The organism is Ruegeria sp. CH2 (assembly GCF_056537065.1).
On sequence record NZ_JBQFQV010000001.1, the window covers coordinates 54,959 to 80,641 of the forward strand.

The following is a 25,683-nucleotide window of genomic DNA, read 5'->3' on the forward strand; positions in this document are numbered from 1 at the left end:
TCAGCCACGGCTGGCTTGGTACTGCTGAAACCGACGTCAGGGCCAATCGCAACCGTCTGCCGGGTGTGAAAGCGTCCGGTCCTAGAACCGGGTGCTCTCGATGTAGGCGCGTGTATGCGCAGTATCCTGAATGCGGGTTTCGTCGGTCGGTAGCGCCGCGGCTTCGGCCTTCCCGGTCAGGCTGGCGGCGGCAACGGCAGCAGGCGCTGCGGTACCGGCCAGTTTGAGGAAGTCACGGCGCGTGGCGCCTTCTTCCTTGGTCTTGCTCATGGGAACCTCCTTTCCCAATTGCGGTTTGGTGCCCATGGGACACCGGCGATGTGCGGATTACCCCGCCGTCATCCGGAACGCTTCGCGCTCGATCTCCATAAACACCCGCCCGGCAGTGCCGACGGATGCATAAAGGACCGAGTTCTCGGCTGCTTCCAAATCCGAATAGAAATGCGTGGCCCAGGGGCCGATGTGCTTGCTCCAGAATGCCTTTTGGTCATCCAGGGAAGCCGGGCCGCCAAAACGCCCGACGATCATTCCGGCCATCATCTCCATCAATGAGGCGATGTTATCTTCGGGCTCGAACACGTTTTGGGCACGTGTGATCCCGCGAACCGCCATGTCATTGCGCAGCTGAGCCAAGGGTTTCTCGTTCAAAAAGCCCGTCAGGTAGAAGCTGGCATATGGCAGCAACTCACCCCGGCCCAATCCGATGAACAACGCATTGAATTCCCGTTCGGCAGCGGCTGGCTTGGTGACCTTAGCAACCCGTGCCATGGATTGAACGGCCTTGCCGAGATCCGTGTCATCTCCGACCAGACCAGCCATTTGGTCCAGCAACATCTGATCCGGAGGACCTGCCAGTAACAGACCCAGAAAGTTATAGAAATCCGCGCGCAGTCGATCCTCGGCTGAAACATCCAGAGTGTGCGCGTCACTTGCGGTCATTCGGTCATCCTTCAAATTCAAATGTCATTCGACGTGGCGACGGGGGACGCTCGAGTTCTTCCGGCTCTTCTACCTGAGCAACTGAAACCGGCTGTGGCACGGGATCAGGGTCAACCGGCACGACCTCAGGTTCAGAGAGCGTATCAGCCTCGATTTCGTTTTCTTCCGTTTCTTGCGCGTCGGCGGCCAGTGCCTCGACATGCGCCAGCATGCCTTTTCCAACCTGATAGGCGGTTTGGATGTTTTCGATCACGCAGGCGGCATCGGTGTAGTCCTCGCCGTAATCAACCAGCCCGTCGACATTTGCCAGAACAGGGTTCAGCCGCCACAACCGCCGCAGGGCGCGGCGCCGAAGGCGATCAGGCACTGCCTTGGACATAAAGCCCGAAACATCATCGCAGGGTCCGAGGGTATCGGGATCGGGAAGGTTGAATTCGGCCAAAATCTCAACGTCACTCTTTTCTTCAAGTTCAGCGTGATGGGCTGCGATCACTTGTTCTTCAAGGGCCAGCGCCTCGGCTTCAGCTTCGGCCTGAACGGCAGCCTTTCGGCGCGACCAGAAATCACGCCGCTCTGTCATTGCAGCACCCGTCTCGGGGCGCGGAAAACATCCGATGCCTGCCGGATACGCGCGTCGCCCTTACCATCCTCCACCAAATCGGTTCGCTTTCTGTCGCGACGGCGCTTGACGAACACTTCGTGCTGGTGATGTTTCAGGGTGAAATCCCGTACCCAGGCGATCAACCCTTCGGTCATTGGGATTTTCTCGACAATCTCTTCGCCGGTGTCCGCGTAATCCTGCCCCTGGAACGGAGAAGCGGTGATCAGAACTGCATTCAGGGGCGTGTCGCCCTTCAGCTCATTCCGCAGTACAAGATAGATCGAGGGTTGCCCGTCCGACAGGTTGACCAGGTAGGCTTCAGTCTCGTCCGCCCAGAGGGTCAGGGGAAGGGTGGCAGCGTGGTATTCGACCGCCTCGCCTTCGCGGCGCAGTTCCTGCCAATCGGCTGGCCCTGCACCGGGCAACACGGCGACCGCGCGCCAGTTCCAGCGGGCCCAACGTGTGACCCCGGGTGTTTTGCGCACAATGACGCCAACCGGCATGTCGATCTGGCTTGCGGCCTTGGCCACTGGATCCTCCCCGAAAGGCTCTCCCCTGCCTTTCCATGTCCACTATGGTACACAAAATAGCCACGTGCCAAGCCTGCGCTTTAATACTTTGGTCGTATTCCCGGTAGCGTCTTCGTGATCAAAGCCTGAGAAGGCTTTTGTTTTATGGGATTTTGCCGCGAAACTCTGCCGGGCGCGCTGTGCACTTCGCAGGGTTGAAGTTGCTTCATCGGGAATGCAGCCTAAAGTGCAAAGGCGGGAATGCAGCCTAAAGTGCAAAGGATCGGGACTGCTTCCCGAGGGAGGGGACATGGGCACGAAACTTTTGCTCTGCGATTGCGCGGGAACTCAGGCGCTGGATCCGGACAGGATCGAAAGCGCCTGCGGGATTACCTGTTCAAAGGTGCATACCGCGCTTTGCACAAAAGAACTGCAATCTGCTGCATCCTTGATGCAAGAGGGCGATACCGTCATCGCCTGTCTGCAGGAACAAGAGGTGTTCCGGTCGCTTGCCGAAGATATGAATGTCGAAATTCCCGGCTTTGTCGACCTGCGGGATCGCGCCGGTTGGTCCGATCAGGGCGCGGATGCGACGGCCAAAATGGCTGCCTTAGCTGCCGAAGCGTTCCTGCCGCAACCGGTGACGCCCAGCGTTGATGTTATCAGCGAAGGCACGTGTTTTATCATTGGTCCTGGTACCGTTGCCTTTGGACTGGCGGAAAGGTTGGCCCGAACACTGGCGGTAACCGTTCTGGTCACGGATCAGGCTGAGCCAGACTCTCGGGCCTTCGATGTCATTCGGGGACAATTGCGGTCTGTTTCGGGTGCTCTGGGTGGGTTTTCCTTGCGTCTGGACAATGTGCAGCAAGTGGTTCCCGCAGGCAGAGGTGCTTTCAATTGGACGGAACCAAGAGATGGGGCGCAATCGGCCTGCGATATCATTGTTGACCTGACGGGGGGCACGCCCTTTGTGCAGGCTCCGGCCAAGCGCGAAGGGTATTTGCGGGCTGATCCCAAGGATGCGGTTTCTGTAGAACGTCTGGCTTTTGACGCCGCCCAACTGGTCGGAACATTCGAAAAACCTCTGTACGTGCGACTGGAGGAAACACTTTGCGCCCATTCGCGGGCGGAACAGGTCGGATGCTCAAACTGTCTGGATATCTGCCCAACCGGTGCAATCACACCCTCGGGCGAGCATGTGGCGATTGATCCGATGGTCTGCGCCGGGTGTGGCGAATGCGCGGCGGTCTGCCCGTCATCGGCGATAACCTATGAAGATCCACCTGTTTCGGCCTTGCTGTCACGGATGCATATTCTGGCACGCACGTACCGAAGGGCAGGCGGTATCGCACCCCGGTTGCTTGTGCACGACGCCTACGGGGCCGAAATGATAAGGCTTACAGCAAGGTTCGGCCGGGGATTGCCTGCGGATGTTATCCCGCTGGAATTGAAAGTGATATCCGGGTTCGGCCATTCGGAAATGCTGGCCGCGCTGGCACATGGATTTGCGCGTGTGGATGTGTTGCTGGCCCCGAAGACCGAACGGGATGCGCTGGATCGCGAAATTGAACTGGCACGTGCCATAACCAGTTCGGATGCGATCGGGCTGATCGAGGAGGTGGACCCTGATGCGATGGCAGACTTGCTGTATGCGCAAAATGTCCCCGAACCGTTGGCAAATCCGGTCTTGCCACTTGGCAACCGCCGACAAATCGCGCGGCTGGCAGCACAGGCCCTGAACCCGCAGGCCAAAGCCCCGCTGCCATTGCCTGAAGGTGCGCCTTACGGTGCCGTTGCTGTGAATACAGACAGTTGCACGCTCTGTCTTAGTTGCGTGTCGCTGTGCCCGTCCGGAGCTTTGATGGATAACCCTGACAAGCCCCAGTTGAACTTTCAGCAGGATGCGTGCCTGCAATGCGGAATGTGCAAGACGATCTGCCCCGAAGACGCGATCACCTTGGTGCCGCAACTGGATCTGAGCGACGCTGCCCTGTCTCAGCAGGTCCTGAACGAGGAGGAACCGTTTGCCTGCATCGAATGCGGGGCTCTGTTCGGGGTGAAATCAACCGTTGAACGGATCATGGAAAAGCTTTCGGGCACGCACCCGATGTTTGCCACATCGGATCAGGCACGGATGATCCAGATGTGCGACAATTGCCGGGTGAATGCTCATTTCCAGCAGCAGGACAATCCGTTCCAGTCAAAACCCAAGCCTCGGGTCGTTACCACCGAGGATTACTATTCGGATAGAAAGGATCACTGAAGCTTTAGCGGCGCGCCCAGATCAGCGGCGTCTATGCGCGAAACAAACGCCAGGATGGCTTCAAGATCGTCCAACGTCATCTTGACCGGGTGAATTGGGGATGGGCGCTCGGGATCAAAGGGCGGTGTCAACCCGTCGATCTGCGTGAATGCGGGGTGGGGATTGAGGGCAAAGAACGCTTCGAACCGTTCCGACCAATCCGGCATCGCGCGCAGGACGGCGAAAGAGGGGGTCGAGCCAAGCCCGTTCATCCGATTGCGGGGGCCAATCACATGACATCGACCACAATGGGTCATCGACAGTTCTTCGCCCAACACGGTGTTGCCGTCCAAGGTATCGTCCGACTGGGTGACCTTGGGATCAAAGCTGGCGCTGAACGGTTCACCAACCACAGGAGGAAAGCTTTCGACAGTGCGCTTGCCGATCTCTGATTGCAGCCAGTCGCGAAACCGGATTTGACGATCATCGCCTTCGATCCGCAGGTGATAAACCACGCCACCACGGGCAAAGACAGGATCGCCGGGTGGTTCGGTTACCAGCACCATGGCACCGGCATCATCTGCGACAACGCGTATCCCGGTCTTGAGAGAGAAGCGAGGAAGGATATGTTGCAACAGACCGGAGTCGTTAACCTCTGCCGGGGCCGCAAGGCCAATCGCCTCCTGCGACAAGGAGGGGGTGGCGGTGAGCGTCAGGCTCAGGCACAACAAGACAAGGCGCATGGTTTAGCCTAACTATGAAGGCTGTTACGCGTCAAATGAACAGAAAGAGACGGAGACACATGCAATGAGCGGCGACCAATACATGTCGACACGCACGCCCCTGTCGGCGGGGCATACCAAGGAGAGAACAGCGTGAGTGTTCGTGACGCGGTTCTGGCGAACCTGAAAAAGATCACCGATCCGGTTTCAGGTCAGGACATTGTCAGTGCGGGCATCGTGCGTGCGCTGAATGTCGAGGGCGATACGGTTCGCTTTGTCCTTGAGATCGACCCGAAGCATGCCGAAAAGATGGAACCTGTGCGCGCAACAGCTGAAAAGGCCGCACAGATGGTTGAGGGCGTCGTAAATGTTTCGGCCCTGATGACTGCGCATTCCGATAAGGCGCCGCCGGACCTGAAGCCGAAACCCAAGCCCTCGCAAACTGGACCGCAGGCCGTTCCCGGTGTCGACCGGATCATTGCGGTTGCTTCTGGCAAAGGGGGTGTGGGCAAATCCACCGTGTCGGCCAATCTGGCCTGTGCGCTGGCCGCAGAAGGGCGGCGCGTGGGTTTGCTGGACGCGGATGTTTACGGGCCGTCGCAGCCTCGGATGTTGGGTGTCTCGGGCCGTCCGGCCAGCCCCGATGGCAAGACCATCCTGCCTCTGCGCAACCACGGCGTCACCATGATGTCGATGGGGTTGATGACCAATGAAGGGCAGGCCGTTGTCTGGCGCGGGCCGATGCTGATGGGGGCGCTGCAACAGATGATGAGCCAGGTGCAATGGGGTGCCCTGGACGTGCTGATCGTCGACCTGCCGCCCGGTACCGGCGACGTGCAACTGACGCTGAGCCAGAAATTCAAGGTGGACGGCGCTATTGTCGTCTCGACGCCGCAGGACGTGGCGCTGATTGATGCCCGCAAGGGAATCGACATGTTCAATCAGCTCAAGACGCCTATCGTTGGGATGATCGAAAACATGTCCACGCATATCTGTTCGAACTGTGGGCATGAAGAACACGTCTTTGGTCATGGTGGTGTCAAGTCCGAGGCCGAGGCGATGGGCGTGCCGCTGCTGGGTGAAATCCCGTTGCATCTGGACATTCGTATCGCCGCAGACGGGGGTGCGCCTATTGTGGTCAGCAAACCAGACAGCCCTCAGGCCGAGGCTTTCCGCAAGATCGCCCGCGACATGATCGCCAAAGGCACCGCATGAGCCAACCGGTCTTTCCCCCTTTGTTGACGGGTCACCCGGTTCAGGGTGGGGAAGACCCGTTTGAACGCGCCCAGGCTATGGCGGCTTTGGGCTGCGATGCGGGGGCGGTTGTTTATAACATTCAGGCCGATTACCTGCGTGTCGCGATCGTTTTCGCGCCCGAGGTGCCGCTTCGGGACGCGATGGCGATGCTGCCGCTTTGTGCCGTTGGGTTTCAGAATGCGCTGGGCGCTCTGGCCCCACCCGAAGTGGCGGTGCATCTGGGGTGGGATGGTCTGATTTGTGTGAATGGTGCGAAATGCGGTGTGTTCCGCGTTTCGGCCTCCGGGGAAAACGCGGAAGAAGAACCGGATTGGCTGATTGTCGGCTGGGAGCTCGCATTGATGCAAACCAGCACCGCGCCCGGCGAAACGCCGGATGTCACAGCCCTTTATGATGAAGGTTGTGCCGAGGTTTCGGCCACGCAACTGGTCGAAAGCTGGTCACGCCATATGCTGACCTGGCTCAACCGCTGGCAGGAGGATGGCAACGCGCCCCTGCATGCCGAATGGATGGGCCTGCTGCGTGGCGTAGGTGAGCCACTGGTTGATGGCGGTGTATTCCTTGGCACGGATGAGAGGTTTGGAATGCTGATCCGCGACGGGGTCAACACCCGCCTGCGCCCGCTGACGGAACTATTGGAGAACGGACGATGAAACTGGCCCGCGCGATCCATTTCGATGAAAGCGACATGAACGTGTTCCATTCTCCGGCACGTACGGGCGAATGGTGCGTTTCGGGCGGGTTCGAGTTTTCGAACTGGAGCGGCGCGGATCTGGAAGGTAAGGCGCGTCAGGCTTTTGCGAATGGCTGGCTGGGGTTGGAAACCTTTGGCCGGGTGACATTTGTGGCGGTAACCCAGATCGAAGCGGCTGAAAGGGATCAGATCACCCGCAATCTGGCAGAACATTTCGTGCAGTATTACGGAGCGCCCTCGGTCGAAGCGGCATTGAGCGTGGCACAGAACGAAATCGATCACATGTCAGAGCTGTGTGAAGACCATGCGGCCAACACGCTGCTGACCGTCGCCAGAGAATTGTCTGAGACAGGAGTGCACGAAGCCTTTCGTGTGATCACTCCGCAAGACGCACAGCTAGAGGTTCTGGCGGTGCATGGGTCGCTGGACGACTAGAAAGGGTCGACAAACCCGCCGAACTGACCGCGCTTGAAGATCAGACCCTTGCCGGTGCGGTACATGACCTGATCCACATGACCCACAATGATCAGATGATCTCCAGCCTCGTGCCGGGCATGCAACCGGCAGTCAAACCGTGCCAGACAATTGGCCAGCTGCGGGCGATCAGCCTCGTCCGTCGTCCACTCGGCATGGGTGAAATCCACACCGTCGCGGGCAAATCTTAGCGCCTGATCCTGTTGATCCTGAGCCATGACGTGGATCGAGTAATGGGTGCAGGTGCTGAAAGTGTCGAAGCGGTTTGACTCTCTGGCCAGGCACCACAACACCAGCGGCGGATTCAGGGACACTGACGCGAACGAGTTTACGGTGATTGCACGTGGGCCGTCTTCGGTTTGCGCAGTGATCACGGTGACGCCTGTTCCGAAACATCCCAGCGCCTCACGAAAGGCGTGGCTTTGATCCGGGGTCGGTGTGAAAATCTTTTCCGTCATATCGCGCGCGTGTTCCTTGGCCGCGCATCAGGTGCCATGCGTGGCCCGGATTGTCCACGAAAAGCTGAACGGCGTTTGCAAATTTCGGTGTTAATTCAGGTCTTCCAGAAGACGTCCGTGTTTGCGGGTCTGGACGATAACTTCGCCAAAGGTGTTCAGCCCGCGCGCCTGCAGAATGGGCAGCATCTTGACCAGCGCCTCGGCCGTTGCCACCGCGTCGCCCAATGCCGTATGGCGCAGCGCCTCGGGGATAGTGATGTCCAGCCGTTCGCACACTGCGTCCAGTGTATGTGTATCGCTTGCGCCGAACAAAACAGCCGACAGCAGCACAGTGTCGAGTATCGGATGATCCCATTCGACTTCCATACGCTTGGCATGGCGGCGCAGGAACGCCATGTCGAACGGGGCGTTATGGGCTACGATCACCGCATCGCGTGAGAATTGGTGAAACACACGCCCGGCTTTGACGATATCCGGCGCGCCCTGAACCATGCGATCACTGATCTTGTGCACGCGGGTCGAGGCAGCAGGGATCGGAATGCCCGGATCAACAAGCATGTCCAGATGCTCGCCCGCAACGATCTTGCCTTTCACAACGCGGACCGCGCCGATTTGAACGATCTCATCCTTGTGCGGCAGCAAACCGGTTGTTTCCGTGTCAAAGACCACAAAACACAAATCCACCAAAGAGCGGTTTTCGAACGCACCGTCACCCGGCGTGTCCAGCAACTCGAAATCATAGACCAGTGGGCGTGCCTCATCTGGCGACATACGGGCAACGCTGTCTTCGAACACCAGCATGTAACCGGGTGCGTCCCCCAGTGGCTTCATTCGGGCCGAATAGGTTTGTCGGCCGTCCACGCTGGTCAGGGTGCAGAAAACATCCTTACCTGATTTGCACAACTTTCCATACGCGTCCGTCAGCCCCGTCGATTCGATGTATTCGAAGAGCGAGGCGTTCAGGCGGGGATGCGCGATCTGGGCCAGCACCTCGGCTGCCTGACCATCATACAAAACGATCTGGTGTTTCGGACTGGCCAGCAACATGGCGACCGGGATTTCGGTCAGAAGGGCAGTAAGGCGCTGTTTTTCCGCCGCCAGATGAGCGGTTTCGGCGGCCACCGCCTCGGCTGTGTGCATGGCATTTGCGGCAAGTTGCTCGGCCAGGCCAGCCGCTGCTGGGGCCAGATCGCCCAGGTATCGCGCGGCTTGCATGTCCAGATCGGTGCTGACACCGGCATGAGCGCGGGCCCGCAGTTGTGCTGAAAGCCGTTCGATCGGTTTGGCGACATTGTCGTCAAACAACAGCCAGATACCGGCGATCAAAGCCAGTAATCCAAACCCGATCAGAACCTCGGCAAAGATGAAGTCATCAAACAGGTCAGGTTGCGCTGCCCGGGCATAGGTGATCCACAGGGCGGCGGAACTGATTGATATCCCGCCGAGCGCGAGCAGACAGAAAAACAGAAATATCCTGAACCTCAGGCTTAACCCTGTGAGCATGGTCAAACCCCGCAGGTGGCGTCGATGATGGGGTCGGCAGGCCCGGCAGATATCCAGTCTGCATTCAGCAGACGTCCGTCATCGGAAAACTCAGCACCGTCCGCAAGATTGGCGCGACGATTCTCGGCACAGTTTACGGCTACGGGCAGTTTTGAAACCGGGGCCCAGCGGCCGAAGAAGTAAAGATCGACAAGCCGCTGGTCGGGCACGTTTTCGTTTGTGCGCACCGACACGGTATCGATGGCGGCAAAGCGGTCGACGAAGGGCATGGCGTAGGTCCACGGGCGGTAGAGGGCGCGGCTTTCAACCTCTTGCACGATTGCCATCTCCTTGGGAAGCTGTTCGCGCGTACGCTCATACCAGGAATACTCGCTGGAGATGGTCACAGCGATCATCCCCAAACCCGCCGCGACCGGAGTAACCCATTTCGGCAACCGCCCTCCGGTCAGCTTGTTCAGCACAAGAACGATACCCGCAAAAGCGAAGCCCGCAAAAACAGTGCCGATCAATTCCAGAAACATCGTGTCACTCCGTTCTTCAGATGCATGTCAGCCCAGTAGTCCCTTGCCGTGGCCGACCGCCGATTGCATCGTTTTTACCACAACAAAGGCATCACGAAGATGACTTCGCTCAAAGTCCGAAAGATCGGAAGGTGGCAAATAATTGTCTGGTTTCTTGCCCGATTTAACCAGCTGGACCTGGTGTTCAAGCCGGGTTTCAGCGATCAGATCATAGGCGTCCAGTAAATCGCGTGCGCCCGACGCGCTGAGAACGCCATTGGCCTCAGCCGCTTTAAGGCGGGCTCGGGTATTGGCCTCGGGCAGTACGCCTTGCAAGGCGTAGATCCGCGCCAGATCCACGACCGGAACAACACCATTGTGTTTCAGGTCCAGCGTATTGCGATGTTCGCCCGACCGGATGGTCGCAAAACCACGCAGCAAACCCAGCGGCGGCGTGTGTTTCAACGAGTTCGAGATCATATGCGCAACGAAGATCGAATTGGCCCGAGCTGCGGCCAATGTGTCGGCCTGCAGGTCGGCGAACAGGTCGAACGCGCCGCCAATCGGGCGCAAGTCAAACATGACTGATGCCAGCATCTGCGCTTCGGGGTTTGGTTTGGCGATCCATCCCTTGAAATAGTCGCGCCAGACACGCACCGGCTGACACCAGCGCGGATTGGTCGCCATCATGTCGCCGGGACAATAGAAATAACCACAGGTATCCAGCCCGTCCGACACGAACCTGGCCAGCTTTGTAAAGTATTCCATATCCGCATCGGTCACTCTGTCATCCAGCATCAGGCAGTTGTCCTGATCCGACACGCCTGTCTGCTCTTGCCGCCCTTGCGAGCCGCAGGCCAGCCACAGATACGGCACCGGGGGCGGGCCCAGTTTCTGTTCAGCAAGGGCCAGAAGGCGCCGGGTAACCGTGTCGGCAATGTCGGTGATCAGGCGCGTGACTATTTCGTGCCGGTTCCCGCCTGCAACCAGTTGCACCAGCAGCTGTGGGATTTCCGCCGTTACTCGCGCCATATCTTCGGCGGTATTTGCCTGTGCGATGCGTCGCACCAGTTCGGCCGAGTTCACGGCCTGGTAATGTGTCAGGTCGGTTTGTGTGACGATACCGACCAGTCGACCGCCCTCGGAAATCGGGACGTGGCCGATGCCGCGTTCCATCATGATGTGCAACACGTCTGAACCAATGTCGCCGGGTGACAGGGTGACGGGGTTCGCGGTCATGATCTCGGAAATTGGCGTGGAAGGAGGCAGGCCGTCCGCAACGTATTTGCCCGAGATATCCCGCAGCGTCGCGATGCCCTGCAACGTGTCGCCGTCTGTGATGCACAGCGACGAGATGTGTTTATCGCGCATGATCTGCGCCGCTTTCTGAACTGGCGTATCCGCGGGGCAGGTGGCCGGGTTATGTGCCATCAGAATATCAATGGAACTGGTCGCAAGGCTTTGCGGGCCACTTCTGTCGCCGCGTGTGCGGTTGAAGAACCTGGCGACCACATCGTGACCGTCGATCAACTCGCGCACCAGATCCGGTGGCAAAACAATCAGGACCGACGGAGTGTGCGCACGCGCCTTGGTGGCTGCCTTACCGTCTTTCAGCAGTCCGCGCTCTCCAAAAGAATTGCGCAAACCCAGTTGAGAGACAACGGCACCATTCTCATCGGTGATTTCAACCTGTCCTTCATAGATCACGAACACACCGGGAAGCGCATGACCCAGTTCATAGACCGAGGTGTCTTCCTCGACTTCCCAGACCTCGATCTGTTTTACGATCTGATCCAGGGCATCAGCCGGTAACGCGTCATAGGGATGAACGGATTTCAGAAACCGGGCGATTTCATCGTGGGACAGGGGCATCTGATGTCTCCGATGTTTTGGTGAAAAAATCCCGCCCAGTGGTATGCCGGGCGGGAGTAGTGGATCGAAAGATGCGGTCGAAGGCAAGTGCCAACGACCGCATCATGCTCACTTGTTCTGAGCTGCACCCGCACCACGGGGAATGCGAACGCTTTCGACCAGTTCCTTGATCTCCTGCGGAGTTTCCTTGGTCATGCCAGCCACAACATAGGCGACAGCGAAGTTGACCATGGCACCGACAGCGCCGAACGAGGTCGACTGGATCGGACCCAGCAACGGATCGGCATCGGTGAACGAGTTGGTGTCGGGAATGAACAGCCATCCCTTGTGCAGGAAGATGTAGACCAGTGTAACGACCAGACCTGCCAGCATACCTGCAACAGCACCGGTGTTGTTGATGCGGGTCGAGAAGATCCCCATCATCAGTGCCGGGAAGATCGAGGCTGCCGCCAGACCAAAGGCCAGAGCAACAGTCTGTGCCGCAAAGCCCGGAGGATTCAGACCCAGCCAGGTCGCTACAGCAATCGCCACAGCCATCGCAATCCGTGCCGACAGAAGCTCGCCTTTTTCCGAGATCTGCGGGTTGATTGCGCCCTTGATCAGGTCGTGAGACACGGCTGACGAAATCGCCAGCAGCAGGCCGGCAGCAGTCGACAGAGCAGCCGCAAGACCACCAGCAGCGACCAGACCGATCACCCAACCGGGCAGGTTGGCAATCTCGGGGTTGGCCAGAACCAGGATGTCGCGGTTGAACTTGGTCAGCTCATTTCCGACCCAGCCTTTTTGTTCCGCAATCGCCTGCATCGATTCAGACTTGTCATTGTAGTACTGAATCTTGCCGTCGCCGTTCTTGTCTTCCCAATCCAGCAGACCGGTTTTCTGCCATGTGGCCATCCAGTCGTACCGAGCATCATTGTCGATCTGTTCGACTGTAACGGCACCACCTTCGATGCCACCATTGGGCCACATCATGTCGGTGATGTTCAGACGGGCCATTGCGCCAACAGCCGGAGCGGTCAGATACAGCAGCGCGATGAAGACCAATGCCCAACCAGCCGACCAGCGTGCATCAGCAACTTTGGGAACGGTGAAGAAGCGCATGATAACGTGCGGCAGACCGGCGGTACCGATCATCAGCGACAGGGTGAACAGCACCATGTTCAGCGTGTTCGAGTGATGGGCCGTGTATTCGTTGAAGCCCAGCTCTGTCACGATGCCGTCCAGCTTGGTCAGCAGCGGTACACCGCTTGCAGTGTCGCCAAACAGACCCAGCGCCGGAATCGGAGTGCCGGTCAGCTGAAGCGAGATAAAGATGGCAGGGATGGTGTAGGCGGTGATCAGCACGCAGTACTGAGCGACCTGTGTATAGGTCACGCCCTTCATCCCTCCGAACACCGCGTAGGCAAACACAACGCCTGCACCGATCAACAGCCCGGTGGTGTTCGACACTTCCAAGAAGCGGCCAAAGGCAACCCCAACACCGGTCATCTGACCGATAACGTAGGTCACCGATGCAACAATCAGACAGATCACCGCAACGATGCGTGCTGTCTGGCTGTAAAAGCGGTCGCCGATGAACTCCGATACGGTGAACTTGCCGAACTTCCGCAGGTAAGGCGCAAGCAGCAGGGCCAACAGCACGTAGCCACCCGTCCACCCCATCAGGAAGGTCGAGTTGTCATAGCCGGTAAAGGCAATCAGGCCCGCCATCGAGATGAACGAGGCCGCAGACATCCAGTCTGCCGCTGTCGCCATACCGTTGGTGACCGGGTGTACGCCGCGACCGGCGGCGTAGAACTCTGATGTGGAACCCGCGCGGGCCCAGATCGCGATGCCGATGTACAGCGCAAAGGATGCGCCGACAAACAGCAGGTTGATGGTAAACTGATCCATTATCCCCGCTCTCCCTTACTCTTCATCCACGCCGTGTTCGGCGTCCAGCTTGTTCATGCGCCAGGCGTAGTTGAAGATCAGCACCAGAAAGACCAGGATCGATCCTTGCTGAGCGAACCAAAAGCCCAGATCAGTACCACCGACGGCGATGCCCGACAGCAGCGGACGCAGCAGGATGCCGAATCCAAATGACACCAGCGCCCAGATCACGAGGCTGATGTAGATGAGGCGCAGGTTGGCCTGCCAATAGCCCTTATCGGCTTCGGCTGCCTGCGCGGAGTTTGTAGATTGATCCGCCATTGCGGGTTCCTCCTTCGCTTCCTCGTTTGGCGGCCCGGTGCCCAACTCCTCCAGTGCGTCGGTCCGCTTCTCGACAATGCCCAACACCGTGTGGTGTCAGGCAAAACTCCACCAGTCCGCCAAAGCGGTCTTTTGAAGTATTCTTTTTAGGATCAAAGCCTTGCGGCTTATCTCCTCCCCTTAACTCATCACGTCGCTGACGATCCCTTCGAGATCGCCCGCGATATCCTCGATCCTGCCCATGGCATTGATGCGTTTCAGAACACCGTGACCGTCGTAATAGGTGATCAGCGGCGCGGTCTGCGCATGATAAGCTGCCAGACGCGAAGCCACGGTTTCAGCGTTGTCATCCGCGCGGCGCTTGAATTCGGTGCTGCCGCACTTGTCGCACTTACCGTCTTCGGCAGGCTTCTTAAACTGGTCGTGGTACCCTTCACCGCAGCCCGCGCAGGTGTAGCGGCCCGAGATGCGGATCACCATTTCGGCATCTTCCACTTCCAGGCTGATTGCTGCGTTGATCTTTTGGTCATTGGACGCAAGCAAACCATCAAGCGCCTCGGCCTGAACCGTTGTGCGTGGGAACCCATCCAGAATGACACCCTTGGCGCAATCTGGTTGCGCCATACGGTCGCGCAGGATCGCAATGACGATCTCGTCACTGACCAGATCACCGGCTTCCATCACGGCTTTGGCGGCTTTGCCTGCGTCGGTGCCTGCGGCAACGGCTTCGCGCAGCAGGTCACCCGTGCTGAGTTGAACAAGTCCGAATTTCTCTTCCAGCATCCGGGCCTGCGTGCCCTTCCCGGCGCCCGGAGGGCCGAGAAGGATAAGTACTGCGGGTGTGGTGATCGTAGCAGCGTCCATCACATCCTCACTTGCCCGCGCGGTTTTCGATCAGGTCTTCGACCACCGACGGGTCGGCCAGTGTCGAAGTGTCACCCAGCGAACCGAAATCGTTTTCGGCAATCTTGCGCAGGATGCGACGCATGATCTTGCCCGAGCGTGTTTTGGGCAGGCCCGGGGCCCACTGGATCACATCGGGGCTGGCGATCGGTCCGATCTCGGTCCGGACCCAGGTGCGCAACTCCTTGCGGAGCTCTTCGCTTGGTTCACGGTCATTCATCAAAGTGACATAGCAATAGATGCCTTGCCCCTTGATTTCATGAGGATATCCGACAACAGCGGCTTCTGCGACGGCGGCGTGTGCTACCAGTGCGCTTTCCACCTCGGCCGTTCCCATGCGGTGGCCGGACACGTTGATCACATCGTCCACGCGCCCGGTAATCCAGTAGTCGCCATCCTCATCGCGACGGCAACCATCACCAGTGAAGTAGTAGCCTTTGTAATCCGAGAAATAGGTCTTTTCGAACCGCTCATGATCGCCCCAGACGGTGCGCATCTGGCCCGGCCAGCTGTCTTTGATGCAGAGCACACCCTCGACACCATTGCCTTCGATCTCGACGCCGGACTGCGGGTCCAACACCACCGGTTCGATGCCAAAGAACGGCTTCATTGCCGATCCGGGCTTCATTGCATGGGCACCGGGCAGGGGGGTCATCAGGTGACCGCCGGTTTCCGTTTGCCACCATGTATCCACGATGGGACATTTGCCCTTGCCGACGACATCGTTGTACCAGTTCCAGGCTTCGGGGTTGATCGGCTCACCCACGGTTCCCAAAGTGCGCAGATCGCTGAGGTCGCATTTCTCGACAAACTCTTTGCCCTGACCCATCAGGGCGCGGATCGCTGTAGGCGCGGTGTAGAATTGGTTCACCTTGTGCTTTTCGCAGACCTGCCAGAAACGCGAGGCGTCCGGGAAGGTTGGTACACCTTCAAACATCAGCGTGGTCGCACCGTTGGCCAGCGGGCCATAGACGATATAGCTGTGGCCGGTGACCCAGCCCACATCCGCAGTACACCAATACACGTCGCCTTCGTGATAATCGAAGGTGATCTCGTGCGTCATTGCGGCGTAAACCAGATAACCGCCGGTTGTGTGAACAACGCCTTTTGGCTGACCTGTCGAGCCGGAGGTGTATAGGATGAACAACGGATCTTCGGCGCTCATTTCGGCAGGCGCGCAGTAGTCGTCCGCCTCAAGGGCCATTTCGTTGTAGTCAAAGTCACGACCGTCGATCCAGGTGGTCTGGCCACCGGTCCGTTTGACGACAAGGCACTTGACCGTATCCTTGCAGTGCAGCAGCGCCGCGTCGGCATTGGATTTCAGCGGCGTTTTCCGACCACCGCGCGGAGCCTCGTCCGCTGTGATCACAACCTTGGCGTCACAGCCATTGATCCGGGCAGCCAGTGCGTCCGGCGAGAAGCCCGCAAAAACAATAGAGTGAATTGCGCCGATCCGCGCACAGGCCAGCATGGCATAAGCAGCCTCGGGGATCATCGGCAGATAAATGACGACGCGGTCTCCTTTGCGCACACCCAAAGATTCTAGGATGTTTGCCATGCGGCAGGTGCGGCGGTGCAGTTCCGCGTAAGAGATATGCTGAGCCGGGTCATTTGGATCGTCCGGTTCCCAGATGATTGCCGTTTGATCACCGCGGGTTTTCAGGTGGCGATCCAGACAGTTGGCCGAGACATTCAAGGTGCCATCAGCATACCAGTTTATTTTAACCGAACCGAAATCGTAGTTAACGTCTTTGACCTGGGTGAAGGGTTTGATCCAGTCAACGCGCTTGCCTTGCTCACCCCAGAATGCGTCGGGGTCACTGATCGAAGCGGCATACATGTCGGCATATTTTTCGGCATCAACATGCGCACGGGCGACGGTTTCTGCGGATGGCGGATAGGTCTTGGCATCTGCCTGGGCAGCGGTGGTCATTTTTGAGGCTCCTCCCTCTGGACTGGATTGCGTTGGGACATTTTTTGCCACTTGGTCCGGCAATGTCGATCCCGTTCCTCCCCGAGTTCGAATATTACCGAGTTCTGAAAATAAATAAATAAATTGCCGGAATCCCTGAATTTATTTGTAAAGAAATTTCTAACTACGACCATATCTAGTAAAGAAATCGCACTATTTCCGTAAAAATCTATTTAAAATATATGGATAGGTGTAACACATGTCCTACTTGCAGTTCCTAACACAAGCAGGTGTCAGTCCACGAATGTCGGGTTTTTCTACATGCGCAATCCAAGCGGGAACTGCTTCTGATACCAGCGGAAAACCAAGGCAGGGTTGGCACAGTAGAATGTTGGCGCTAGCTTGATCCTCAAGCGCCTCGGGAGGAGGCGCATCAATGGGAGATCAAATGATGAAAAAGATGTTGAGCGGCGCCGCTGTCGCCGCCCTGAGCTTTGCCTTTGTCGGTGAAGCTTTTGCTACTGAGTGGAACGCATCGGTCTGGGGTAAGCGTCGTGCCTTCACTGAACATGTTGAAAAACTGGCCGAACTTGTTAGCGAAAAAACCGGTGGTGAATTCACCATCAATGTCAGCTATGGCGGGTTGTCCAAGCCGCGCGAAAATCTGGACGGCATTGAAATTGGCGCCTTCGAGATGGCTCAGTTCTGTGCAGGTTACCACCGCGACAAAAACCGCGCGATCACCGTTCTGGAGCTGCCTTTTCTCGGCGTGAACAACCTGCAGGAGGAGGTGGCGGTCAGTCATGCGGTTTATGACCACCCCGCAGTCAAGGATGAGATGGCCCAATGGAACGCCCGCATCATCATGACCTCACCGATGCCGCAGTATAATCTGGTCGGCACTGGCGAGCCGCGCGATGAACTGGCCGATTTTGACGGAATGCGGGTCCGTGCCACTGGTGGTTTGGGGCAAGCCTTCGAGGCGGTCGGAGGTGTTCCGACATCAGTTCCCGCAACCGAGGCGTTCAATGCCATGGAATCCGGTGTCGTCGACACAGTGGCCTTTGCCCAGCACGCACACCTGTCTTTCGGGACAATCAACGAAGCCGACTGGTGGACGGCAAACCTGAACCCGGGAACGGTAAATTGCCCGGTCGTGGTCAACATTGACGCCTATGAGGCCCTGCCAGCCGCGCATCGCGAGGCGCTGGATAGCTCGATTGATGAGGCGATTGACCACTACCTGACTAATTACGACGGATTGCTCGAGCAATGGGACAGTGTTCTGCAAGAAAAGGGTGTCCAGAAAGTCATGATTGATGATGCCGTGATTGCAGAATTCCGCACCAAAGCAGCCGACCCGATCCGTGAAAAGTGGATCGCGGAAATGACGGAACAGGGGCTGCCAGCGCAGGATCTTTTTGATCTCGTGCAGATGACGCTGACGCAACAGCGCGGCGGCAACTGATCCTGAACCCGGGTGCCTGCCAGGCACCCGGTACACCAATATTGGGGAAAACTGGAATGGCAGGACAGGCCACAGTGCTGGTGGACGGAAGTCGTCTGAGCCAGCTGGATCAGCAGTTGTTGAAACTGGAGCGTTTTCTCGCGCTCATCAGTGGTTTGGCAGTATTTGGCCTGATGGTCCTGGCCGTTATCTCGGTCAGTGGGCGCAATGCCCTGAATGCCCCATTGCCAGGATATGTTGACTGGATCGAACAGGCGATGCCATTGATCGCATTTCTTGGCATTTCTTATGTTCAACGCGACGGTGGCCACATCCGCATGGACATCGTTCTGTCGCGCCTTCACGGCAGAGGGTTGTGGTTGTTCGAACTGGTCTCGGTGGTTTTGATCCTGCTTCTGATGCTTGCGCTAGTTTGGGGCAGCTGGTCTCACTTCGACCGATCCTTTGATTTGGGCGCACCATTTTGGAGCCGGGACAGTTCCATTGATATCGGAATTCCGTTGTGGCCCGCGAAACTACTGGCCCCCATCGCGTTTTCCGTTCTGTGCCTGCGGCTTGCCTTGCAGGTCTGGGGATATGGCCGCGCACTATGGCTGGGATTGGAAGCTCCGGTCGCCGTTCCGTTGATACAGGACGCGGCAGCACAAGCAGCGGCTGAGGCCGAACAGTTCGAAGGGCAGGACTGATTTATGGACACGATTGAAATTGGCCTCTGGGTCACGGGCGGGCTTCTGATCTTTGTCGTGGTCGGCATGCGCGTGGCCTTTGCTGCGGGCTTGGCCGGGCTAATTGGACTTGTTTGGATTTTTTGGGCCAAGTTTGGGTATGATCCGGCGCGGTTCGGTAAAGCGCTGACTGTTGCGGTCAAAACCGCCGGGCAAGTGCCGCATTCCAAAGTTGCCTCTCATACTCTTAGCCTGATCCCGACCTTTATCCTGATCGGGTATCTGGCTTATTACGCAGGTCTCACGCGGGCGTTGTTTGAAGCTGCCAAACGCTGGGTCGCCTGGGTTCCCGGGGGGTTGGCGGTTTCAACCGTATTCGCCACCGCCGGTTTCGCCGCGGTTTCGGGTGCCTCGGTTGCCACCTCTGCCGTCTTCGCCCGCATCGCGATCCCGGAAATGCTGAAGGTCGGCTACAACAAACGCTTTGCTGCTGGTGTGGTGGCCGCCGGAGGAACGCTGGCATCACTGATTCCACCATCGGCCATTCTGGTGATCTACGCGATCATCGTCGAGCAGGACGTTGGGAAGCTGCTGTTGGCGGGGTTCATTCCGGGTGCGTTTTCCGCGATCATCTATGCCGTGCTGATTGTCGGGATCGCCGTGATTTTCAAATCCGTCGGTCCCCCGGTCACAGGCTTTACATGGAAACAGCGTTTTTCGGCCCTTCCCGGAGCCATCCCTATTGTCGCCGTCATCCTGATCATCATCTGCTTTGTCTATAACCCGTTTGGTGAAAAAGCGTGGGGCACGCCGACGGAAGGCGGCGCAATCGGCGCTTTCATTGTCTTCTGCTTCGCCCTGTTTCACGGGATGCGTTGGAGCGAGTTCAAATCCGCGCTGCTGGAGACGGCCAAGCTTACCGCAATGATCTTTTCGATCATCTGGGGCGTTCTGATCTATGTGCGGTTTCTAGGGTTCGCAGATCTTCCCGGCGCCTTTTCAGACTGGATAACCAGCCTTGAAATGTCACCCATGATGATCCTGATCTGCATTCTGCTGGCTTACGCGGTGCTTGGCATGTTCATGGATGCGATAGGAATGCTTCTTTTGACCTTGCCTGTTGTTTATCCGGCGGTCATGGCGCTGAACGGTGGTGAAACGGTCAGTGCTGCAGACAGTGCGTTTGGCATGTCCGGGCCGATGTGCGCGATTTGGTTTGGAATTCTGGTCGTCAAGATGGCCGAGTTTTGCCTGATTACGCCGCCAATTGGGTTGAACTGCTTTGTCGTCGCCGGGGTGCGCCCGGATTTGAGTGTTCAGGATGTCTTCCGGGGTGTGACACCCTTCTTCGTGGCCGACGCCCTGACCATAGCAATGCTTGTGGCATTTCCTGGTATTGTACTCTACCTGCCATCGCTTGCGGGGTAGGTAGGATGCGAGGCTCTGCCTCGCGCTCCGGGATATTTAGAGCCAGATGAAGAACGGATCCCCTGCTTCATCTGGCCAACAAATATCCCGGGGGAGGCGCCCGGGCACGGGTGGCGGGGGCAGAGCCCCCATGGGCGCGCCTAACCGGCCCGCATCAGCATTCCGAACAGGTCGCGCGGATCGTCCGGGTCGGCCAACATGTCCAGAGGCTCAAAGAATGCAGTGCCTTTGATCGCCTGCTTGACATAGCGTAGGGCTGAGAAATCTTCGATCGCGAAGCCAACACTGTCGAACAGGGTGATTTGGCGGTCGTCTGTGCGCCCTTTGGCAGCTCCGGTCATAACCTGCCACATCTCGGCCACGGGATGATCAGCATCCAGCGCTTGAATTTCGCCCTCGATCCGGGTTTGCTCGGGGTATTCGACGAAGATGTCCGAGCGCAGCAGGATATCGCGATGCAATTCTGTCTTGCCGGGACAATCACCACCGATGGCGTTGATGTGGACGCCGGGACCGACCATGTTGTCGGTGAGGATGGTGGCGTATTTCTTGTCGGCCGTGCAAGTGGTGATGATCTGAGCACCTTCAATAGCGTCTTCCGGCGTCTTGCATGGGACGACCGTCAGGCCGTTGCCTTGCAGGTTTGTGGCGCATTTCGCTGTTGCACCGGGATCGGTATCGTAAAGCCGGACAGTGTCGATCCCGCACATTGCCTTGAAAGCGAGGCATTGGAATTCGGACTGCGCCCCATTGCCGATCATGGCCATGGTCGTGGCATTCTTTGGGGCAAGATAGCGCCCGACCAGAGCGGACGTCGCCGCCGTGCGCAATGCAGTCAGCAGCGTCATTTCGGTCAGCAGAGTGGGATACCCGGTGTAAACATCCGCCAGCAATCCGAATGCGGTCACAGTTTGCAGACCCTCGGAGGTGTTTTTGGGATGTCCGTTCACGTATTTGAACCCATATGCCTCCCCATCCGAGGTGGGCATCAGTTCAATCACTCCGTGGGGTGAATGCGCCGGAATGCGCGGGGTCTTGTCAAAGCTTTCCCACCGTTTGAAATCGGATTCGATCTGATCGGCGATCTGTACGATCATCTGTTCGACACCTATGTGGTGAATCAGCCGCATCATGTTGTCGACGGACACGAAAGGCACGAGCGCCTTTTCAGAAGGTTGGGTCATCAGAAACTCCGGGTGGGGCGGTCAAAGATGCGACGGCCCATAAGTGAGGCGGCCAGATCGACCATCAGTTTTGCGGTGCGGCCACGTTCATCCAGGAACGGGTTCAGTTCGACAAGATCCAGAGAACTGACCAGTCCGCTTTCATGTAGCAGTTCCATGACCAGATGAGCCTCGCGTTCGGTCGCACCGCCGGGAACAGTGGTGCCGACGGCAGGGGCAATGGCCGGATCCAGGAAATCAACATCCAACGAGACGTGGAGAAGAGCGTTTTCGGCTTTCACGCGATCCAGGAACGCCAGCAACGGCGCCTTGATCCCATGTTCGTCAATGCTGCGCATGTCGGCCAGCATGGCGCGGTCCTGTTCCAGCGCCAAACGTTCCGCCGGGTCGACAGAGCGCAGGCCAATCATGCCGACTCGGTCCGTTGGCACGACAGCGGGTAAGGGCGGAAGCGCCTCGAATCCCGACCTTCCTGTGAAATAGGCGACAGGTGTGCCATGCAGGTTGCCGCTGTCTGTACTGTCGGGGGTGTGAAAATCACTATGCGCATCCAGCCACAGAACGAATAGCGGGCGGTCGACCTTAGCAGCATAGGCGGCCATCCCGGTCACGGTTCCCATGGACAATGCGTGATCGCCGCCCATGAAGATTGGAATGCCCTGTTTAGCTGCTGTCAGTGCGGTCTTGCTCAGCGCTTGCGTCCATCCGACGCATTCGGGCAGCGCGAACAGGTGCGGATGCTCGGGCAGGTCCGTTTTTTCAGGTTGCACGTCGCCCCAATCGCAAACGGAGTGACCAAGATCGGCCAAGGCCTGATCCAGCCCGGCCACGCGATATGCGTCAGGACCCATTCGGCAACCCTGACGCCGTTTCCCGGCGTCCATCGGCGCGCCGACTAAAATGATGTTTTTGCGTTCCATGTGGTCCATTTAGGCCGTCACTGTGTCTTGCGTGAAGAGCACAAAATGCTCAAAATGGATCAGGAAGCTCCTTAATGAGAAGGTAATATGGACGAATTGGATAGTCGTCTGCTGGGCGCCTTGCAACGTGACGCGCGCGCCAGCCTGTCAGAGCTGTCAGAAACACTTGGTGTGACCCGCACTACGGTGCGCAGCCGTTTGCAACGGCTCAAGCAATCCGGAGAGATCGTTGGTTTTACCGTGTTGACGCGTCGGGATCTGGCGCAAAGCCCGGTACGTGGGCTGATGATGCTGGAAATCGAGGGGCGTGGCACCGAGCGCGTGATGTCCCGGATCGGAGCCATGCGGCAGGTCACGGCGGTCCATTCGACCAACGGCAGTTGGGATTTGATTGCCGAAATCAGTACTGAAACTCTGGCCGAACTGGACGAGGTTCTGTTTCATATTCGCAGGATCGACGGCGTTACACGTTCGGAAACGAACCTGCTGCTGTCAACACGCAAGGGGCGGCTCTAGTGCTTTGAGATGAATGCGACTTGTGCCAGAGTTTGTGAGTAGACAGGGTGCGACTTACCCTTAGGTAGGCCGCTTGCTGACTAAGGGTTCAGTATTTCCGGAAGGCTTGCGGCATGACCACATCTGAAAATGGTGACGAACCTTTGGCCGGACAGTGGGCCGAACGACTTGCTGGTCTGCTGGAAAAACCCTGGCTGCGCATCGCGATACCGGTCGTTATTACCGGGATTGCCCTTTCGGTTTTGCACGATCTGTCGGCCCATGTGAAATGGTCGGATGTCCAGACCGATATTTCGGCGACATCATGGAAATTGATGGTTTTTGCGATGTGCTGGACAGCGTTCAGCTTTTTGTCGCTGTCGCTCTATGATGTGTTCGCGGTACAGAGCGTGGCAGATGGCAAGGTGCCGTTACCTGTGGCGGGGATGGCCGGAGCCAGCGGATACGCGGTGTCGAACTGCCTTGGGTTTTCCTACATCACGGGAACCGCGATCCGGTATCGGATATACGCGTCGCTTGGCTTGGACCTTGGCCGGGTGGCTGGCGTAATCGCGACCTCGTGGGTGGCGTTCTGGATGGGTCTGATCCTGATTTTGGGCTTATTGCTGACCCTGCACCCGGATGGAATATCCAAGGTGATGCCCGTCAGCGAAACGGTCGAAACCACCATAGGGTTGTGCTTGCTGGCTGCATTTGTTGCGATGTTCATTTGGCTGTCCAGCGGTGGCCGGCGGTTGGCTGTTGCGGGCGTCGGTTTCGATTTGCCCGGAGGTAAACTGGCGGGCCTGCTGACGTTGGCTGCCATTGGGGACCTGTTTGGCGCATCCATGGTGCTTTACGTACTGATGCCGGATGATCTGGGTGTCGGGTACCCGTATTTCTTCACGATCTATATCGCCGCCATTGCCGTTGGAATCCTGAGCCATGCGCCGGGTGGGATTGGCGTGTTTGAGGCGACATTGATTGCCGGTCTGGGGGCGTCAGGCCGTTCGGATGTGATTGCTGCGTTGCTGCTTTATCGGGTGGTTTACACTTTTCTGCCATTTGCAGTCACCAGCCTTTCCATTGCCGTTGCATCTGCCTTGACCCAAAGACACATGATCGGCGGTGCCGCCATCTGGGTCTATCGCGTGATCCGTCCCATGGTTCCGATGGTCGCGGCCGGGGTTGCCGCGGTGGCCGGGGTAATCTTGCTGGTGTCGGGCGCGCTGCCAGCGGGGGCGCAAAAGCTCAGCACACTGAAAGATATGCTGCCGCTTTCGTTTGTCGAGGCTTCGCATCTTGCAGGCAGTGTCGTTGGGGTGTTGCTATTGCTGGTGTCGCGCGGGTTGTTCCGCAAGCTCTACCGGGCATGGGTCGTTGCGATGGTGTTGATGGGGGTGGGGTTCTTTGCGTCGCTTGCAAAGGGGCTCGACATCCACGAGGCGTTTTCGATGCTGGGAACGATTGGGCTGCTGGCTATGTTTCGTGGCGCGTTCTACCGGGTCAGTGGTGCGTCGATATTTCGGCTGAACATCCCATGGCTGATCAGTGTCGTGGTTCTGTTGGCGGTGATATTCTGGATCGGGCTGTTTGCATATTCGCATGTCGAATACCAAAACGATCTGTGGTGGCAGTTTGCCTGGAACGGTGACGCCTCGCGCTTTCTGCGGTCCAGCCTTGTTGTAGCCGTGATCGTGGGCATTGTTGCCGTGAACTCTCTGTTCGGGCGTGAGATTCCGACACCACAGCGGGTTGAAATCCCAGAGGTTGTCGAGCGGCTGGTGATGGAGAGTGAGGATACGGAGTCGCAAATCTCGCTCACCGGTGACAAGCAATTCCTGATCTCACCGGATGAGACCGCATTCTTAGCGTATGCAGACACGGGCAATGCGCTGATTTCAAAAGGAGAACCGGTTGGTGACGAGAGGGCCGGGCAGCAACTGATTTGGCAGCTTCGGGAAATGGCGGATCGCGAAGGTAAACTCTGTGCGTTCTACAGTGTCTCGACCAAATATCTGCCGACTTTTCTGGATCTTGGACTGTCGATCCTGAAGATTGGCGAGGTTGCGCGGGTGTCATTGCACGACTTCTCGCTGGACGGAAAGTCGCGCAAGCGATTCCGGCAGGCCAAGAACCGTGCTGAACGCGAAGGATATGTGTTCGAGATCATTCCGAAGGAAGAACTGAGGCCTCTGTTGTCAGATTTGCGTGGGATTTCAGACCGCTGGCTTGCGCAAAAGGCCGGTGCAGAAAAAGGCTTTGCACTGGGGGGATTTGATGATCAATACCTGTCCTATTTCGATCATGCGATCCTGCGTGATGGCAACACCGGCAAGATCATGGCCTTTGCCAATCTGTTCCAAGGAGGGAACAAGTCCGAGCTGTCACTGGACCTCATGCGTTATGAACCCGATAGCCCAAGTTTCGTCATGGACGCTCTTTTCGCCGACATGATGGATTGGGGTGCGCAGCAGGGGTTTCACTGGTTTTCACTGGGTGCCGCACCGTTTTCAGGGATCGAAAACCGTCAGCTTGCTTCGCTTTGGAACCGCATCGGTGGGTTCGTTTACGAACATGGCGAACAGTTCTACCATTTTGAGGGTCTCCGTGCGTTCAAGCAGAAGTTCGATCCGGAATGGAGCCCGAACTATCTGGCCAGCCCCGGCGGGCTGGCCGCGTCCCGCATCCTCTATGAGGTTAATATCCTGATCTCGGGCGGGTTGCGCGGGTTAACCAAGTAG

The 25,683-nt window shown here is 57.8% G+C and carries 24 protein-coding genes; 9 read left to right on the forward strand and 15 right to left on the reverse strand.

Going from position 1 to position 25,683, the window contains the following annotated elements; translation table 11 throughout:
• Positions 1-81 precede the first annotated feature (81 nt).
• From ACR0M9_RS00265 to ACR0M9_RS00280, 4 genes are read right to left on the reverse strand one after another with little or no spacing between them, the layout of a single operon-like run.
• Positions 82-270 carry a ubiquinol-cytochrome c reductase iron-sulfur subunit N-terminal domain-containing protein gene (locus tag ACR0M9_RS00265; RefSeq protein WP_209504175.1) on the reverse strand — a complete coding sequence of 63 codons (189 nt, stop codon included), beginning with the start codon at positions 268-270 and terminating at the stop codon, positions 82-84.
• A gap of 57 nt (positions 271-327) precedes the next feature.
• Positions 328-939 carry a TorD/DmsD family molecular chaperone gene (locus tag ACR0M9_RS00270; protein WP_209595960.1) on the reverse strand — a complete coding sequence of 204 codons (612 nt, stop codon included), beginning with the start codon at positions 937-939 and terminating at the stop codon, positions 328-330.
• A gap of 4 nt (positions 940-943) precedes the next feature.
• Entirely contained in the window at positions 944-1,519 is a 576-nt protein-coding gene (locus tag ACR0M9_RS00275; RefSeq protein WP_480545649.1) for a DUF3306 domain-containing protein, read from the reverse strand.
• On the reverse strand, positions 1,516-2,070 hold the full coding sequence (locus ACR0M9_RS00280) for a DUF3305 domain-containing protein (RefSeq protein WP_267365561.1): 555 nt from the start codon (positions 2,068-2,070) through the stop codon (positions 1,516-1,518). Before ACR0M9_RS00280 ends, ACR0M9_RS00275 begins: the two co-directional genes overlap by 4 nt.
• Positions 2,071-2,359: 289 nt before the next feature.
• On the opposite strand from ACR0M9_RS00280, the gene ACR0M9_RS00285 reads away from it, so the two are divergent.
• Complete coding sequence (locus tag ACR0M9_RS00285) at positions 2,360-4,312, forward strand: 4Fe-4S binding protein (protein WP_480772597.1); 1,953 nt, start codon at positions 2,360-2,362, stop codon at positions 4,310-4,312.
• On the opposite strand, the gene ACR0M9_RS00290 is transcribed toward ACR0M9_RS00285, so the two are convergent.
• Positions 4,306-5,034, reverse strand: coding sequence for a hypothetical protein (locus tag ACR0M9_RS00290; RefSeq protein ID WP_480485895.1), 729 nt, complete (start codon positions 5,032-5,034; stop codon positions 4,306-4,308). The two genes, ACR0M9_RS00285 and ACR0M9_RS00290, sit on opposite strands and share 7 nt — an antisense overlap.
• 132 nt (positions 5,035-5,166) lie before the next feature.
• Between ACR0M9_RS00290 and ACR0M9_RS00295 the strand changes: the two genes are divergently transcribed.
• The 3 genes from ACR0M9_RS00295 to ACR0M9_RS00305 are packed head-to-tail and all read left to right on the forward strand — an operon-like array spanning position 5,167 to position 7,399.
• Entirely contained in the window at positions 5,167-6,228 is a 1,062-nt protein-coding gene (locus ACR0M9_RS00295; RefSeq protein WP_480485893.1) for an Mrp/NBP35 family ATP-binding protein, read from the forward strand.
• Positions 6,225-6,923 carry a biotin/lipoate--protein ligase family protein gene (locus ACR0M9_RS00300; protein WP_480485891.1) on the forward strand — a complete coding sequence of 233 codons (699 nt, stop codon included), beginning with the start codon at positions 6,225-6,227 and terminating at the stop codon, positions 6,921-6,923. Before ACR0M9_RS00295 ends, ACR0M9_RS00300 begins: the two co-directional genes overlap by 4 nt.
• Positions 6,920-7,399, forward strand: coding sequence for a DUF6505 family protein (locus ACR0M9_RS00305; RefSeq protein WP_480485889.1), 480 nt, complete (start codon positions 6,920-6,922; stop codon positions 7,397-7,399). The genes ACR0M9_RS00300 and ACR0M9_RS00305 overlap by 4 nt, the downstream gene beginning before the upstream one ends.
• Here the strand turns inward: ACR0M9_RS00305 and ACR0M9_RS00310 are convergent.
• The 8 genes from ACR0M9_RS00310 to acs all read right to left on the reverse strand — a co-directional run bounded on the left by ACR0M9_RS00310 (position 7,396) and on the right by acs (position 16,800).
• Complete coding sequence (locus ACR0M9_RS00310) at positions 7,396-7,896, reverse strand: flavin reductase family protein (RefSeq protein WP_480485887.1); 501 nt, start codon at positions 7,894-7,896, stop codon at positions 7,396-7,398. The two genes, ACR0M9_RS00305 and ACR0M9_RS00310, sit on opposite strands and share 4 nt — an antisense overlap.
• A 90-nt stretch (positions 7,897-7,986) precedes the next feature.
• On the reverse strand, positions 7,987-9,399 hold the full coding sequence (locus ACR0M9_RS00315) for a 3'-5' exonuclease (protein WP_480772598.1): 1,413 nt from the start codon (positions 9,397-9,399) through the stop codon (positions 7,987-7,989).
• 2 nt (positions 9,400-9,401) lie between these two features.
• Complete coding sequence (locus tag ACR0M9_RS00320; RefSeq protein ID WP_480485883.1) at positions 9,402-9,920, reverse strand: hypothetical protein; 519 nt, start codon at positions 9,918-9,920, stop codon at positions 9,402-9,404.
• A 27-nt stretch (positions 9,921-9,947) separates the two neighbouring features.
• Complete coding sequence (locus tag ACR0M9_RS00325; protein WP_480772599.1) at positions 9,948-11,771, reverse strand: DUF294 nucleotidyltransferase-like domain-containing protein; 1,824 nt, start codon at positions 11,769-11,771, stop codon at positions 9,948-9,950.
• Positions 11,772-11,879: 108 nt separating this feature from the next.
• Complete coding sequence (locus tag ACR0M9_RS00330; RefSeq protein ID WP_480481301.1) at positions 11,880-13,664, reverse strand: sodium:solute symporter family protein; 1,785 nt, start codon at positions 13,662-13,664, stop codon at positions 11,880-11,882.
• 15 nt (positions 13,665-13,679) lie between these two features.
• Positions 13,680-13,964 (reverse strand): DUF4212 domain-containing protein, encoded by a 285-nt coding sequence (locus ACR0M9_RS00335; protein WP_209504901.1) that lies wholly within the window; start codon positions 13,962-13,964, stop codon positions 13,680-13,682.
• 180 nt (positions 13,965-14,144) lie between these two features.
• Positions 14,145-14,828, reverse strand: coding sequence for an adenylate kinase (locus ACR0M9_RS00340; protein ID WP_267364040.1), 684 nt, complete (start codon positions 14,826-14,828; stop codon positions 14,145-14,147).
• A gap of 7 nt (positions 14,829-14,835) precedes the next feature.
• Positions 14,836-16,800 carry an acetate--CoA ligase gene (gene acs, locus ACR0M9_RS00345; RefSeq protein ID WP_480772600.1) on the reverse strand — a complete coding sequence of 655 codons (1,965 nt, stop codon included), beginning with the start codon at positions 16,798-16,800 and terminating at the stop codon, positions 14,836-14,838.
• Between the two features lie 430 nt (positions 16,801-17,230).
• On the opposite strand from acs, the gene ACR0M9_RS00350 reads away from it, so the two are divergent.
• From ACR0M9_RS00350 to ACR0M9_RS00360, 3 genes are read left to right on the forward strand one after another with little or no spacing between them, the layout of a single operon-like run.
• Entirely contained in the window at positions 17,231-18,247 is a 1,017-nt protein-coding gene (locus ACR0M9_RS00350; protein ID WP_480565280.1) for a C4-dicarboxylate TRAP transporter substrate-binding protein, read from the forward strand.
• A gap of 56 nt (positions 18,248-18,303) precedes the next feature.
• A complete protein-coding gene (locus tag ACR0M9_RS00355) occupies positions 18,304-18,933 on the forward strand; it encodes a TRAP transporter small permease (protein WP_480505486.1) in 630 nt (209 codons plus the stop codon).
• A gap of 3 nt (positions 18,934-18,936) precedes the next feature.
• Entirely contained in the window at positions 18,937-20,340 is a 1,404-nt protein-coding gene (locus ACR0M9_RS00360; RefSeq protein ID WP_480583830.1) for a TRAP transporter large permease, read from the forward strand.
• Between the two features lie 140 nt (positions 20,341-20,480).
• On the opposite strand, the gene ACR0M9_RS00365 is transcribed toward ACR0M9_RS00360, so the two are convergent.
• Positions 20,481-21,524, reverse strand: a complete 1,044-nt coding sequence (locus tag ACR0M9_RS00365) for an ornithine cyclodeaminase (RefSeq protein WP_480772601.1) — start codon at positions 21,522-21,524, stop codon at positions 20,481-20,483.
• A complete protein-coding gene (rocF, locus tag ACR0M9_RS00370) occupies positions 21,524-22,444 on the reverse strand; it encodes an arginase (protein ID WP_267364051.1) in 921 nt (306 codons plus the stop codon). The genes ACR0M9_RS00365 and rocF overlap by 1 nt, the downstream gene beginning before the upstream one ends.
• An 87-nt stretch (positions 22,445-22,531) precedes the next feature.
• On the opposite strand from rocF, the gene ACR0M9_RS00375 reads away from it, so the two are divergent.
• Both ACR0M9_RS00375 and mprF read left to right on the forward strand, forming a co-directional pair.
• Positions 22,532-22,960 (forward strand): Lrp/AsnC family transcriptional regulator, encoded by a 429-nt coding sequence (locus ACR0M9_RS00375; protein WP_480472343.1) that lies wholly within the window; start codon positions 22,532-22,534, stop codon positions 22,958-22,960.
• Between the two features lie 113 nt (positions 22,961-23,073).
• Positions 23,074-25,683, forward strand: coding sequence for a bifunctional lysylphosphatidylglycerol flippase/synthetase MprF (gene mprF, locus ACR0M9_RS00380; RefSeq protein WP_480772602.1), 2,610 nt, complete (start codon positions 23,074-23,076; stop codon positions 25,681-25,683).

Excerpts from the sequence above, each read along its gene's own strand:
- ACR0M9_RS00360 (WP_480583830.1), top strand. The coding sequence starts at position 18,937 with ATGGACACGATTGAAATTGGCCTCTGGGTCACGGGCGGGCTTCTGATC.
- ACR0M9_RS00270 (WP_209595960.1), bottom strand. The coding sequence starts at position 939 with ATGACCGCAAGTGACGCGCACACTCTGGATGTTTCAGCCGAGGATCGA.
- ACR0M9_RS00325 (WP_480772599.1), bottom strand. The coding sequence starts at position 11,771 with ATGCCCCTGTCCCACGATGAAATCGCCCGGTTTCTGAAATCCGTTCAT.
- acs (WP_480772600.1), bottom strand. The coding sequence starts at position 16,800 with ATGACCACCGCTGCCCAGGCAGATGCCAAGACCTATCCGCCATCCGCA.
- ACR0M9_RS00300 (WP_480485891.1), top strand. The coding sequence starts at position 6,225 with ATGAGCCAACCGGTCTTTCCCCCTTTGTTGACGGGTCACCCGGTTCAG.
- mprF (WP_480772602.1), top strand. The coding sequence starts at position 23,074 with ATGACCACATCTGAAAATGGTGACGAACCTTTGGCCGGACAGTGGGCC.
- ACR0M9_RS00275 (WP_480545649.1), bottom strand. The coding sequence starts at position 1,519 with ATGACAGAGCGGCGTGATTTCTGGTCGCGCCGAAAGGCTGCCGTTCAG.
- ACR0M9_RS00265 (WP_209504175.1), bottom strand. The coding sequence starts at position 270 with ATGAGCAAGACCAAGGAAGAAGGCGCCACGCGCCGTGACTTCCTCAAA.
- ACR0M9_RS00330 (WP_480481301.1), bottom strand. The coding sequence starts at position 13,664 with ATGGATCAGTTTACCATCAACCTGCTGTTTGTCGGCGCATCCTTTGCG.
- ACR0M9_RS00290 (WP_480485895.1), bottom strand. The coding sequence starts at position 5,034 with ATGCGCCTTGTCTTGTTGTGCCTGAGCCTGACGCTCACCGCCACCCCC.
- rocF (WP_267364051.1), bottom strand. The coding sequence starts at position 22,444 with ATGGAACGCAAAAACATCATTTTAGTCGGCGCGCCGATGGACGCCGGG.
- ACR0M9_RS00375 (WP_480472343.1), top strand. The coding sequence starts at position 22,532 with ATGGACGAATTGGATAGTCGTCTGCTGGGCGCCTTGCAACGTGACGCG.
- ACR0M9_RS00335 (WP_209504901.1), bottom strand. The coding sequence starts at position 13,964 with ATGGCGGATCAATCTACAAACTCCGCGCAGGCAGCCGAAGCCGATAAG.
- ACR0M9_RS00315 (WP_480772598.1), bottom strand. The coding sequence starts at position 9,399 with ATGCTCACAGGGTTAAGCCTGAGGTTCAGGATATTTCTGTTTTTCTGT.
- ACR0M9_RS00350 (WP_480565280.1), top strand. The coding sequence starts at position 17,231 with ATGAAAAAGATGTTGAGCGGCGCCGCTGTCGCCGCCCTGAGCTTTGCC.
- ACR0M9_RS00340 (WP_267364040.1), bottom strand. The coding sequence starts at position 14,828 with ATGGACGCTGCTACGATCACCACACCCGCAGTACTTATCCTTCTCGGC.
- ACR0M9_RS00355 (WP_480505486.1), top strand. The coding sequence starts at position 18,304 with ATGGCAGGACAGGCCACAGTGCTGGTGGACGGAAGTCGTCTGAGCCAG.
- ACR0M9_RS00305 (WP_480485889.1), top strand. The coding sequence starts at position 6,920 with ATGAAACTGGCCCGCGCGATCCATTTCGATGAAAGCGACATGAACGTG.
- ACR0M9_RS00285 (WP_480772597.1), top strand. The coding sequence starts at position 2,360 with ATGGGCACGAAACTTTTGCTCTGCGATTGCGCGGGAACTCAGGCGCTG.
- ACR0M9_RS00310 (WP_480485887.1), bottom strand. The coding sequence starts at position 7,896 with ATGACGGAAAAGATTTTCACACCGACCCCGGATCAAAGCCACGCCTTT.
- ACR0M9_RS00365 (WP_480772601.1), bottom strand. The coding sequence starts at position 21,524 with ATGACCCAACCTTCTGAAAAGGCGCTCGTGCCTTTCGTGTCCGTCGAC.
- ACR0M9_RS00320 (WP_480485883.1), bottom strand. The coding sequence starts at position 9,920 with ATGTTTCTGGAATTGATCGGCACTGTTTTTGCGGGCTTCGCTTTTGCG.